The 13,421-nt window shown below is 44.7% G+C and carries 9 protein-coding genes and 1 pseudogene; 8 read left to right on the forward strand and 2 right to left on the reverse strand.

Going from position 1 to position 13,421, the window contains the following annotated elements:
* The first annotated feature begins 158 nt into the window (after positions 1-158).
* From wsfD to AC0YN7_RS19840, 3 genes are all read left to right on the forward strand, one after another.
* Positions 159-1,583, forward strand: a complete 1,425-nt coding sequence (gene wsfD / locus AC0YN7_RS19830) for a glycan biosynthesis hexose transferase WsfD (RefSeq protein ID WP_475811760.1) — start codon at positions 159-161, stop codon at positions 1,581-1,583.
* A gap of 15 nt (positions 1,584-1,598) precedes the next feature.
* Positions 1,599-1,853, forward strand: a complete 255-nt coding sequence (locus AC0YN7_RS19835; RefSeq protein WP_475811861.1) for a hypothetical protein — start codon at positions 1,599-1,601, stop codon at positions 1,851-1,853.
* A 682-nt stretch (positions 1,854-2,535) separates the two neighbouring features.
* Complete coding sequence (locus AC0YN7_RS19840; protein ID WP_475811761.1) at positions 2,536-3,489, forward strand: EamA family transporter; 954 nt, start codon at positions 2,536-2,538, stop codon at positions 3,487-3,489.
* A 193-nt stretch (positions 3,490-3,682) separates the two neighbouring features.
* On the opposite strand, the gene AC0YN7_RS19845 is transcribed toward AC0YN7_RS19840, so the two are convergent.
* Positions 3,683-4,540, reverse strand: coding sequence for an AraC family transcriptional regulator (locus AC0YN7_RS19845; RefSeq protein WP_475811762.1), 858 nt, complete (start codon positions 4,538-4,540; stop codon positions 3,683-3,685).
* 148 nt (positions 4,541-4,688) lie between these two features.
* Here AC0YN7_RS19845 and AC0YN7_RS19850 point away from each other — a divergent pair, with 148 nt between their 5' ends.
* The 5 genes and pseudogenes from AC0YN7_RS19850 (at position 4,689) to AC0YN7_RS19870 (ending at position 9,326) form a co-directional block, all read left to right on the forward strand.
* The gene (locus AC0YN7_RS19850; protein ID WP_475811763.1) at positions 4,689-5,519 is read left to right on the forward strand and encodes an amidohydrolase family protein; all 831 of its coding nucleotides are present in this window, start codon (positions 4,689-4,691) and stop codon (positions 5,517-5,519) included.
* Positions 5,516-7,012 (forward strand): tagaturonate reductase, encoded by a 1,497-nt coding sequence (locus tag AC0YN7_RS19855; RefSeq protein WP_475811764.1) that lies wholly within the window; start codon positions 5,516-5,518, stop codon positions 7,010-7,012. The genes AC0YN7_RS19850 and AC0YN7_RS19855 overlap by 4 nt, the downstream gene beginning before the upstream one ends.
* The gene (locus AC0YN7_RS19860; RefSeq protein ID WP_475811765.1) at positions 7,005-8,516 is read left to right on the forward strand and encodes a UxaA family hydrolase; all 1,512 of its coding nucleotides are present in this window, start codon (positions 7,005-7,007) and stop codon (positions 8,514-8,516) included. Before AC0YN7_RS19855 ends, AC0YN7_RS19860 begins: the two co-directional genes overlap by 8 nt.
* Before the next feature lie 31 nt (positions 8,517-8,547).
* Positions 8,548-8,757 (forward strand): annotated as a pseudogene (locus AC0YN7_RS19865) (aldo/keto reductase); the annotation flags it as partial.
* A gap of 374 nt (positions 8,758-9,131) precedes the next feature.
* Entirely contained in the window at positions 9,132-9,326 is a 195-nt protein-coding gene (locus AC0YN7_RS19870; RefSeq protein WP_475811766.1) for a hypothetical protein, read from the forward strand.
* Positions 9,327-9,673: 347 nt separating this feature from the next.
* On the opposite strand, the gene AC0YN7_RS19875 is transcribed toward AC0YN7_RS19870, so the two are convergent.
* Complete coding sequence (locus tag AC0YN7_RS19875; RefSeq protein ID WP_475811767.1) at positions 9,674-13,357, reverse strand: non-ribosomal peptide synthetase family protein; 3,684 nt, start codon at positions 13,355-13,357, stop codon at positions 9,674-9,676.
* Positions 13,358-13,421 lie beyond the last annotated feature (64 nt).

The raw sequence follows: 13,421 nt of genomic DNA on the forward strand, positions 1-13,421 counted from the left end.
TTTTAGTATATACACAGAGTTAGGGAATGGCAACACCTAAATTTTAAGGTGGTGAAACTTAAGACTAGTTTCTGCCGTCTGTTTAATGTAGAATATTGGAAAATGGATCTTAGATATCAATTGATCCAAAAATTAATGTTTAAAATCGGGAGGCTATTTTGAAGAAACGTTGGTTTAAAAGTGAGATTGCTCTTATTATTGTTGCAGCTGTTATACTCTTCGTCATACTTATGCTATCACCGGTTATAGGTGTTGCCGATAACGGTGACTTTAATCGGATTATGACGGCAGGTGGTATAGATTACGATGCTGACGAGTCTTATCAGGATCGGTATTTTAGTTATTTTCATCAACAATATGAATATGCAGCTGCGAAGTGGGGCGGCTACGTTTCAACCCAAATCATTATCGTTCTAATAGCTGGATTAGTTGGCAGAGTGCTGAATGGTGATTTTTTTGATATCCGAGTTTTATCGTTTATGTATGCGGTAATGTATTTAGGTGCGCTATATGTATGGATGAAATATAACAAAAGTGAATCCAAGCTGCTGAATGCCGTCACGGTTGCGATTGCGGTATTCGTATTTGTGGATATTGGTTATATCGCTTATTTCAACTCTTTCTTTGGCGAGGCTATTACACTTATATTCATGCTGATGACGTTAGGTTTTGGTCTTGCTGTTGTCCAAAGCAAGGAGCCTTCAAAACGGTTATTACTGCTATTCTACATAGCAAGCTTCTGTCTAGTATGCACCAAGCTGCAAAATGCACCGATTGGCCTGCTGTTAATCTTGATAGGATTGCGTTTCTGGTCGATAAGAGCGGATCGTTCGTGGCGCAAAATGATTGTCATTAGCTCAGCGGTACTGTTATTTGCTACGGCTGTCATGTATATTGCAGCGCCCAAGGATCTGAAGAACATCAATTTATATCAAACTGTGTTTTACGGTATATTGAAGGATTCACCTAATCCAGAAGCCGCACTTAAGGAACTTGGATTGCCGGTTGAATTAAAGGTATTGGCGGGAACAAATTATTTTCAGGGCGACACCGCGATCAAACAAAATGATCCTATCCTATATGAACATCTGTATAACAGGCTCGGACACAAAGACGTTCTCTTGTATTACATGAAAAACCCATCACGTTTCATTCAGAAAATGGAGCGCGGAGCGGAGAATGGCATGACCATTCGACCGTACTATCTCGGCAGCTACGACCAATCAGAAGGTAAGCCGAAGGGTGCGATTGCGTATACGTTCAGCGGCTGGAGTCAATTTAAACGTGAGCATATTCCAAATACATTAGCATTTGTCATTCTTATTTATGTTCTCTATTATGCTGGAATTGTATATGAATATACGCGAAAACAAAATTTAGCTGGTCGTGCTCGAGTGGATATTTTCGCTGGAATTGGGCTGATTGGAATGTTTGGCTTCGCGGTACCGCTTTTAGGCGATGGCGAAGCTGATCTTGGCAAACATTTATTTCTCTTTAATGTTTGTTTTGATTTAATGCTCGTTGTAGGCTCGATTTACATCATTAGAAAGGCCGCAGGACTAGTTCGAAAAAGCAGGGGGTAGACAGTGAGAAAACCAATTGTTCGAGCTTTTACTGTAGGACTGATTGTTGTATTTGTTTATTATGCTTTTCAAATTGTTCGTGGTATGTTCCTTACTCTTAATTATGTTCCAGGTGTTATGAAGAATTACGACTCTGTTGATTATTTGCAGAGTAAAGTCGCCTTTGGAGTGATCTCCAGCCCTATGTGGATCGTAATCGAAGTTTCAGGATTAATAGTGCTCGGAATGATTGTTTATTATTTTGGGAGGATGCTGAGAAGGAAGCTATAAGATGATGATCCTCCAAATCATAGAAATAGCCGCAACCGCTGCATTCGCTGCAGCGGTTGCCTTCGCTACCTGTGCTATAGGTGCAACATCTGGTACCTAGCTACATCTGGTACCTATGCTACATCTGCTACCTTCGCTTATGAGGGAAAACTCACTATTTAGTGAGGATAAACTCAATAATATCAATAATTCAAGGTAACTTATTAGGTATAGTGAAGTAAACCTCATTCCCCATGAGGATATCTTCACCGCTAGTGAGGTTTACCTCACTAATTCATATTGAATGAATAAGAAGCTTTGAAATTAGTGAACAAACATCATATTTAGTGAGGTTCCCTCACAGGCGTGAAAATAGTGAGGCTCTCCTCACAATCATCACAATAATGAGGATCTAGACGTATAAATTAGGAGGAAGAATGAGAAAAGCGCTGAAAGTTATTGAATGGACATTTCTTGTTGTCATTGGAGGCATAGCACTACGCCTATGATTCAACGGGCCAATTACTTTACGAGCTGAATGAAGAGCAGCGTGAGATTAAAGCCAAGTAATTACGAGATTCAACATGATTAAGTTAACAAATCCTCTTTCCATGCAGACAAAATCCAATACGCTTGTTATGATAAGAACTATTGTGTTTATCATTCGTATTGTTATGAGCTTGGAAAGGGGCTTTCTCATCTTATGTGGCTTACTTATTCAGTATTCGCAGCTATTTTCTTTGGTTTGCGGGGCATCTTGTATCATTGGACCAGTCAAAAACCGCTTAATCGGAATTTATTACTCTGCGGCACGTTTACTATGGGAGCCATCATAAGTGGATTATGTGCGCTTGTTTTTTCATCAAATTGGACGATGGCGGCACTTATCGGCATTCAAATGGGGCTGTTTTCTTTTGGAGCTAATGCAAGTATGTTTAAAGGCTTCGCGGTAGGGAAAGCATCACTAGTGGCGATATTAACAGCACTTCCTTCGGTCATTGTCGTTATTATTGCTTTTGTTCTATGGGGCGAGAAATTGCATGCTATGCAGCTTATCGCATTTATTGTAATCGTAGGCGGCGTATTGCTTGTTCGTCTCTCTAACGATATTTCGTTGCGGAACCTACAAGGTGCTCAGTGGGGCTTACTTGCTATGCTGTTATTTGCGGCGAATGATTTGTCAGGTAAATGGTCGACGATGATGGAAGCGGAATTGTTTCCGACGATGTTCTTTATGTTCGTGACTGGAGCAAGCTGCTTTGGAATCTGGTGGCTGAGAGATTTGCAGAAAGAACGGAGTCAGCAAAAGGAACGGTCATATCATAAAGCAAAAGCCACAGGCGGCGCGGTCCATGTATCGGCATTTTCAGCATCTGAGACCGCGGCGGCGGCCAAAGAAACAGCAGGCTGGAGCGGCAAACGTACTTTTCTGGTTGGCTTGGCAGTCGGTATAACAAATGCGGTAGGCATGATGTTCATCGTGACAGCGTTCGATCTTGGCAAGGCTGGTCTCGTATCAGCGGTTACGGCACTTAATGTACTTATTGTACTGCTATATACACGGTTTGTTGTGAAGGAGAAGTTTACTAAGGTTGAGGTGACGGGAATTACGCTTGCATTTGCAGGGATATTGCTCATGCGGTTGTTCGGAGCCTAACTTACTGGTCAGAAATTGAACCTATTAATCTATGTAAAAGCTGCCGCGAGGCAGCTTTTTTTCCTATGTCATTTGTTCCGATTTAGTGCGAGAACATTGCCATGATCCTCGCAGGCTATTGATAGATTGCTATATAGCTTATGAGAGAGGTAGACCTTTTGACTCGGCTAATTGTATCTGACACTTGGATCAATTATTCATTCTTCTTGTAGTGAGCCGGGGTCATTCCTGTCAGCTTCTTGAACATGCGGTGAAAATGGGGCAGACTCTCGAAACCGCAGCGCTCAGCAATTTCGGCGATATTAACGTCTGTCTCGAGCAATAGCTCAGTGGCGTGAATAATTCTTTTTGTCGTTACATATTCCGTTACATTTAGACTTGTAAGCTTCTTGAATACACGTGAGAAGTGAGCGGGTGTTACAGATGCGCGCTTCGCAAGCTGGGATAAGCTAAGCGCGCTATCTAGATGCTCATCGATATAGGTTAAAATGTTCGTCATCCAGCTGGGAGGAGCAGCTGATTCTGCCTGTCCACCGCTCGTTGACGAAATACTTCGGCTTAGCAGCAGCAATAAATGCTGTACATGAAGCAGTATAGCTTGGCGATAGCCCGGCTCTTCCTCTATGTTTTCTTTATGGATGCGCTCAATTAACTGTACGATTTGCTGCTTCTCGGAAGCATTGGCGGATAGCTTGTAAGTTTTACTGCGTTTGGCTTGCTCAAAGCAGCGTAAATAAGAAAACGAATCGCCGAGCGGCGAGCTATGAACAAAGGAGGCATTAAAAAATATAGCAGTTGATGTTTTCGGGTCCTCCGGATCAGGAAAGGAACGATGAATGGTATTGCCGGGAATCATAAACACGTCGCCGGCAACGGCGTCATATATCGTTTGATCAATAAAAAAAGTTCCTCTACCGCTATAGACATATACAAATTCATACCAGTCGTGAATATGGTCAGGAAGCTCATTTTGCGCGCTTTTTGTATCTTGATAAACATATTCGAATGGGAAAGCGGTTGTCGTATCGAACTTTTTACGGTACGGATTCATCCAAATCACCTCACTTTCAGTATTATTCAGCCTCATTGTAGCAAATATCAAAATAGAGTACAAATAAGCTCTAATTGAACATTTAAATCATCCATATTGTTTTTTATAATGAAGAGGATTAGTAAAATTTAGAAAAGAGGCGAATCAAATGAGATTAGATGCACACCAGCATTACTGGAAGATTGAGCGGGAAGATTATGGTTGGTTAACGCCGGAGATTCCGGTGCTTTATCATGATTTTCTACCGAAGCATTTGGAGCCGGACTTAATTAAGCATCAAATAGATGGAACGATCGTCGTACAAGCGGCAGCGACCCTTGAGGAAACGGACTTTTTATTATCGTTAAGTGAAACGGAAGATACGATTGTTGGCGTAGTAGCGTGGCTTGATCTTGCTAATCCTGAATATCGCAGTCATTATGAAAGATTCGCGGGCCATCCGAAGTTTGTTGGATTCCGTGTCATGATTCAGGAGATGCCGGATGCAAACGCGGTGCTTGAGCCTAGCTTTGTGGAAGCGCTCACTTATTTTGCCGAATTAGATGTACCGATTGATTTGCTCGTTGTATCTCATCAGCTCGAACCGGTTGTCTTGCTGCTGGACCGGGTGCCAGGCTTGCGCGCTGTAATTGATCATATTGCAAAGCCGAGAATTCGTGACGGAGTAATGGAGCCGTGGCAAAGCCAAATGAGGCAAATCGCTTCGCATCCGAACATTTATTGCAAGCTATCGGGTATGGTGACTGAAGCTGATCATAGCAATTGGAAGCCTTCCGACTTTACGGCGTACATTACTCATGTGCTCGAAGTGTTTGGTGTTGACCGAGTAATGTTTGGAAGCGATTGGCCGGTATGCTTGCTCGCAGCATCCTATGATGAGGTTATTGACATTTTGCAGGCGGCTATTCCAGCCTCGTGGTCGAAAGAGGAGCAGCAGCGGCTGTTTGGGCTAAATGCGATGGAGTTTTATAAACGATGACAAACTTGAATCGAAACCGTTTAAATAAAGAAGAGCTATTGAGCTTCGATGAGACGGTCATCGGTCCAATAACCGTGCTGCAAATTGGCGAAGGTAACTTTTTACGCGGTTTTTTCGACTGGATTATTCACGAGTGCAAGAAGCAAGGCCTATACAAAGGCAGTATCGCAGTAACACAGCCTAGGACAGGCGGCAAACCGAAGATCGAAGCGCTCGCTAAACAAGACGGTTTATACACATTGGTCATTCGAGGCTTGGAAAATGGTGAGAGCGTGGAGCGGAAAGAGGTTATTTCGGTGTTCGGCTCGGTATTCGACCCTTATTCCAATTGGGATGATTATCTTGCATTAGCTGAAAGTAGTGAACTGCAGGTTGTCGTCTCAAATACAACGGAAGCTGGTCTTGTCTATCGCCCTGAAGAGCTTGTCGAGGACCAGCCGATTCAGTCATTCCCAGGCAAGCTGACTCAGCTGTTATATAGAAGATTTACTTATTTTAAAGGCGACCCGAAGCGCGGATTAATCTGCTTGCCATGTGAGTTATTGGAACGTAATGGAGATGAGCTTCTCAGCTGTATTTTAAAGTATAGCGATGATTGGGGTTATTCTGAAGCGTTTAAGCAATGGGTTGTGGAGCATAACCGTTTTCTGAACTCGCTCGTTGATCGAATCGTAACCGGTTATCCGGATGAGGCACAGGCTGAGGCCTGGTTTAGTGAATGGGGCTATTCGGATTCGATGTTGAGCACAGCTGAGCCGTATCATTTATGGGCAATTGAAGCGGAGCCTGAGCTTGAAGAGCTGCTGCCGCTGCAGAAGGCGGGACTCAATGTTCACTGGGTTGATGATCTAAGACCTTTCCAATTGAGAAAGGTGCGTATCCTGAACGGAGCACACACGCTAATGACTCCGCTAGGCTTGCTCCAGGATATGGAGCAGGTTCGCGAAGTGATGGAGCATCCGGTGCTAGGAGAACTAGTAAGGAATACGGTAGAGCTGGAAATTATTTCTGTACTGCCAATTCCGGTTGAAGAGCTGCGTGCTTATGCATCGGATGTATATGAACGTTTCTTGAATCCATTTATTCGCCATCGGCTGGCCGACATCGCTATGAACAGTTTAAGCAAATTTAAAGTGCGTCTGCTTCCATCTTTATTTGCATTTAGGGAGCGCGGACAGTCCATACCTACAGGGCTAGCGTTAGGCTTTGCCGGCTTATTGAGATATTACAAGGTGAAACAGACAAACAGCGGATTCGAAGGAACAACACTTAGCGGTGCTTCCTATATGGTGCGTGATGACGCGGCAATGCTTAATAGAATTGCAGATGTATGGCTAGAATCGGATGAACAGGGCTGGTCGACTGAACAAAGCGTGATGAAGTTGCTTAGCATAAAAGAAATTTGGGGGATGGATTTAGCAGCAGAGTGGCCAGATCTTACTGTTAAGGTAAGCTCAAATATAGCAGAAATGGAGGGATTAACAGATGAATAGCTGGATTCGTCTACATGAGGACGACCATGTCGTTATTGCGCTTCAGTCTTTTGCCAAAGGAGATAAGCTGGTGCTGGATGGCAAAGGCGGGTCTCATACATTGGAGCTGCTGAACGATGTGGAGAAGGGTCATAAAATAGTAACTCGAGCTGTTCATAAGGGTGATGATGTGCTGAAGTTTGGCTACTCGATCGGTAAAGCGAAGGAAGATCTCGAGCCCGGCACTTGGGTACACACGCATAACATGGGTACCGGCTTGAAAGGCTTTCTTGATTACTCATACGAGCCACAGGCTAATGTGACGGAGAGAAAAGCTGCGACAGTTGATGCAGACCGTACATTCCAAGGCTTCATTCGCGAAAATGGCGATGTTGGCATTCGAAATGAAATATGGATTATTAACACAGTTGGCTGCATTAACAAAACCTGTGAGCTTATAGCGAGAAGGGCAAATACGCTTTACGAGGGACGGATCGATGGCGTCTTTCATTTCGCTCACCCATTCGGCTGCTCGCAGCTCGGTGATGACCTGGTTCATACGCAGAAGCTGCTTGCATCGCTGGCGAATCATCCGAATGCAGCTGGTGTGCTTGTTATCGGTCTCGGTTGTGAAAATAATCAAATTGATTCGTTCAAACAAGCGATTGGCGAGCATAGCTCAGATCGAATCAAGTTTCTGAAGTCGCAGGAGGCGGAGGACGAAATCGAGGATGCATTGGAGCTAATCGATGAGCTGATCATCTATGCAGAGCGGTATAAGCGTGAGCCGGTACCTGTCTCGAAGCTGAAGCTGGGGCTGAAGTGCGGAGGCTCGGATGGATTATCAGGCATTACAGCGAATCCGCTTGTTGGCGCAGTGTCTGATCGTCTTATCGCAGCAGGAGGAACGGCGATTTTAACGGAGGTGCCGGAAATGTTCGGAGCCGAGACGATTTTGATGAACCGCGCAGCGGATGAACAGGTTTTTCATAAAATTGTTCATTTAGTAAATGATTTTAAGCAATATTTTATAAGGCATGATCAAGAAATTTACGAAAATCCATCTCCAGGCAATAAGGCTGGCGGAATAAGCACGCTGGAGGAAAAGTCGCTTGGCTGTACTCAGAAGGGTGGACATGCGATTGTTCAGGACGTTGTACCTTATGGAGAGCGTATTACGCATAGCGGGCTCAATTTGCTGGAAGCACCGGGCAACGATCTCGTATCGGTGACTGCATTGTCTGCGGGCGGAGCCCATATTGTCTTGTTTACAACAGGCAGAGGGACGCCTTTCGGCGGTCCGGTTCCAACCGTTAAAATTGCGACGAATAGCGAGCTCGCTGGACGGAAGAAAAATTGGATCGATTTCAACGCGGGTCAGCTTCTGGAGGACAAAAGCATGGGGACTCTGACGGATGAGCTATGGGAGCAGCTAATTAGTCTCGCATCGGGGGAGTCTCAAACTAATAATGAGAGAAACGGCTTTAAGGAAATCGCTATTTTTAAAGACGGCGTTATTTTGTAAGGGTATTGCAAGGGACTAGGAGTGAGGGTTGATTAAATATCGCAAGCTTGGAAAGACGGGGCTGGAAGTATCTGTACTTAGCTTTGGCGCGTCGTCGCTTGGGTCAGTATTCCGGGAGACGGATGAAGCAGAAAGTGTCCGTACCGTGCATACGGCAGTGGATATGGGTAATAATTTGATTGATGTGTCGCCGTATTATGGCTTGACTAAACATGAGAAGAGCAATGGTCTAGCTACTGAGGGAAACTCACTATTTAGTGAGGATAAGCTCACTAATATCCATATTTATTGTATATCTAAGGGTAATAGTGAGGTGAACCTCACTACCCATGAGCTTAACCTCATCGCTAATGAGGTTCTACTTCACTAATTCATCAAGAGAGAAGCAGCGACTTGAAACATAGTGAACCTAACTTCACAATTATTGAGGATTAAGCTACTAAAATGTCTAATGTAGCAGTTTCTTATCGTTAACTCAAAAATATATTGGCTTAACCGGAAAACTGACCATAGACAGAAACTAGCACGGCCTCTGTTTGCATCAATTGCGAATCAAGCCTAGAATATGAATTGGAATCAGTATCCAATCGTATAGCTGGTGATGGAGGGGATTAAGTGAGAACTATTAAAAACTTTGCTCTTGTAGTAGTAAACTTAATCGGTGAATTATGGCTGGGAATGGATAGAAAACCTGAATTTTATGATAATCACGCTATTACTAAAACTAAAATTGGTTATTTGTTATTTGTTTCACTGGCTGCTCTCATAGCTTTAGGTACAGTTATATGGCTTTGTTTGCGAATATATTGAAATCAGAATAATAGAAGTGTGTTCCCAAGGCAATGTTGAACTTTAGATTAGGGGATAAATAAGATTACTTTAAGGCAAATGGCAGCGGCGTTTCTCTTCCATAACGACAAATTATTACTAATGGAGAAGCCCAAGGGGAAAAGCTTTCTTCCAGGAATGATTGTATTTAGAAAAACGTGATCACCGAAGTGACCACGTTTTTCTGCTAAATGACGTTCCTACTAGCGTGATTCCCTGTCTAAGCTGCTTACGCTATCCATACCAACGATAAGTTTTTTCCTCACGGCGTTCAGCACATCTTCCGAGAACAACTTTTTTTGTTCCCATGTACTCTCGTGTAATCCGTATTATATCTTCTGTAATACAGTAGGTCTTGGGAAATACCCGATTTTTACCGCGTAATCAATCATGCTTTTCATAAGCTGTTTATCGGGTTCCGCGCAACGAATGCTGGATTGCTGCAGTGCTTGGCTGGTAGACTTGCATCCGTAGTGGAACGGAGAGTCCTTCGCACCGTCACCTTCCAGCTGCGCAATCGCCAGCTTCACGCCTTCTGGATCTTTCGAGTAACGATCGTCGAACAGCCACTCGGTATACGCCTTTGGAGCAAGTGCCTCAATCTCATAGCCATATTCTTGTATGATAGCGATCCAATCGGAATAGGAAACGGTCTTCGGATTGCAAATATGGAACATACGTCCGGAAGTGTCTGAACGAAGTGCCAAATGTACAATGGACTGTCCTGCGTAATCGATAGGCGTAAAGTCCATTTCCCACTTCACCTCAGGTGCCTTGCCAAGTAGCAGCATCGCTTTGATCATCCGATAGAAGGAGTTGCTGTCTATATTTTTTTGAAACAGACCTGTTTTGGAATGAGAGGACAAGTTGCCTGCTCTATAGATGCTTACGGCTAGCCCTTGCTCTGCTGCAAGCATAAGAGCTTTCTCCGCTTCCATTTTGCTGTTCGTATAAAGATTGTCAACGCGAAGTTCCGGAGCTAGCTGCTGCTGCTCCACTACAGCATTCCATTGACCGCTTAATGCCAGATCCTCTGGTATGCCTAGCGTCGAAATATGATGGAACCTTACTTTCTTCTCGCATACCTTAGCAAGCTCAATCAAGGAGAGCGTTCCCGCAATATTTGTCTTGGCAAACTGCTCCTCATCACCGAAATGTCTGACATCTGCCGCACTATGCAAAATAGCCTCCAGCTTAGCAGAAAGCTGCTGCCGGTCCTCAGCGCATAGCCCTAGTTCAGGCCGCTCCAAATCTCCCTCTATGGCGATAACGCGTCCCTCCATAAGCTTGGAAATGCGGGCACCGAAGAAAAATGCCATGCTGTTTTGTATTCTGCTAATTCCCGAATCCAAACCTGGACGTACGAGACAATAAATGACTGCTTGGCTCTGTACAAGCAGTTCATGCAACAAATAGCTGCCCAAATATCCAGTTGAGCCGGTCAACAGCACCGCAGATGGTGCTTCAAAGCTTAATCCAGCTCCTCTTGCGGAAGGCAGGGAAGGGTGTTCATCCAAAGGAATAATCGGTCCCGTATAGGCCGATGAATCTATTGTTGGCTGTTCTTCCGCTTGCAGCTGTTCGATGCGATTGGATAGTGCATTCAGCGTACGATATTGGAAGAAATCATTTATTTTCAAATTCGGGAAATGCGGCTTCAAAATAACGAGTACGTGAATAATCGCAAGAGAATCGCCGCCAACGGAGAAGAAATCATCATGCCTTCCCACTTCTTCAAGGTTCAACGCTTCTTGCCATGAATGGGCGACAATCCGCTCAACAGCTGTTGCAGGCTCTGTAAAGCTCTCTTCCGTAGACTGGCCTACACGATGCTCATAGCTGAGCAGCCCTTTCCGGTCAATTTTGCCGGTAGGGGATGTCGGCATATTATCCAGCTGCACGATCCACTTGGGAACGAAATAAGCAGGCAGCTTGTCACCAAGCATTCCTTTAATTTCAGCAGAAGACAAGGCACTGCCGTCTTTGGACGTAAAATAGCCGACCAGCATATTCTGGCCATCAACATCTTTTTTGCAAATAACCGCTACGTTCTGCACGTTTGGAATTTTGGAAAAGCTGTCCTCGATCTCTCCGATTTCAATCCGGTGTCCGCGAATTTTAATCTGTGAATCCCGTCGCCCCACATACTCAATCGTACCGTCAGGAAGCAGCTTGGCTATGTCACCGGATTTATAAATTTGTCCTTCACCGAAAGGGTTAGCTATGAAGGCCTCAGCGGTTTTCTCTGGCTGCTTCAGATAACCCTTTGCAAGCCCAACTGTAGCAATATATACCTCTCCATGTACATGAACAGGGCATAGCTGATTTTCTTCGTTGACGATATACACTTTATAGTTATGGATTGGCCTGCCGATCGGAACGTTCGTCAGATCCTCGGATATGTAGCCTGTAATTTTATGCGTTGTGGTACATACCGTGCATTCGGTTGGACCATACACGTTGACAATATCGATGCCGTCCTGAAATTTGCGTTGGAATGATCTAACCTGCTCTCCGTACAACGCTTCACCCGCTACCGTTATGAGCTTCACCTTGGAAAGTCTGCGGTATCCCTCATCAGATAGAAAAGCGGACAGCTGGTTGAAGAAAACAGTCGGCAAAATCGTAATGATCGTCGTTCCGGTTCTTTCGATAGCTGCGGCAAATTCCTCTACCGACACCCTTTCATCAGGTGAGAGCAAGTACAGGTGGGCTCCATAGAACAAGGCTCCGATAGTATCCCATACAGAGGCATCAAAGCTGTAAGTGGCAAATTGGGTAAGCACATCCTCCGGCTCGATCTGGCAGTCCGTCCTGACTGTTTCGCCTAAATTGACGACACCCTCGTGAGCGATAAGCGCTCCCTTTGGCCTGCCGGTTGAGCCTGAGGTGTAGATTACGTAAGCCAAATCGCTTGCCGCCACGCTTGTATTCACATTATCGATGCCTTGGTACGCATCCGCTATCCCTGTATCCATCGCAATAATTTCCTTGACGGTTTCTACTTGGACGCATAGCAGCTCTGCTTCACTTCTATACTGCGACTTGGTCAGTACGAATGCCGATTCCGTATCGGCCAGAATGTAGCGGTTGCGTTCTTCCGGATGATCTGGATCAACAGGAACGTACACGCCTCCGGCCTTCAGTATGCCAAGCAGGGCGATGAGTAGATCAAGGCTGCGCTCCATAAATATGGTGACGAAGCTGCCCTTATCCAGTCCCTTGTCAATGAGCAATCTGGCGATTTTATTAGCCTTCTCGTTAAGCTCCCTGTAAGTTAGCTCTCCATGAATGGAGGATAATGCGATCCGTTCGGGGAACTGTTTAACTGCTTCCTCGAACATACCGTGAATGGTCTGATCCTTGGCGTAATCCCAAGCTGTATCATTCATCCGCTCGTAAACCGCTTTATCCTCGTCCGTCAAAATGTTTACTGCCGCAATAAGGCTGCTCGTATCTGCAAGAGCAGAATCAAGCAGGATCATATAGTACTGCATGAATCGAAGGATAGAGCTTTTCTTGAAGACAGAAGCATCGTAATCCACCCGAATCTTCCATCTGCCGTTATTTTCAAGCAACTGCCAATTTAGCAGCTCCCGTTCTGACTTGATCGTATGCCTGACTGAAAAGCATGTATCGAAGTCGAGTTCGACCTTCGGACTAGAAGCCAAGCAAGTCCTTATATTATTCGTAATACTTTGAAACGTCCGGTTGTCTTCATCAAAGTTGAGCAGCAGCGGAAATCTCCTGTCATCATCCGAAGCCCATCCCGCCATAATCTCTTTCTCTCCGGATAGGCGATAAAGCAAAGAAAAATAGACCGCTCCAAGCATAGCCGTCTCTTCCTCCACATTATCGAACGCTAGCGCCATACGATGATTTATTCGTTCATCCAGCGGAAGTTCGGCAGACGAGAAAGAATAAGTACGGTTGTGACGTGAAAAATCGAGCGGTATAAACAATAAGGCATTCTCTTGCGTAAAAGCAGCGGCGCTTAGAATAATTTCCGTCATTTTAGTAACATCCTCCTCATAGGAAATTTCCCCGCATCAACAAAGATGCGAGGACTTATTATTT

The sequence above is a fragment of the Paenibacillus sp. J31R122 genome (assembly GCF_056269185.1).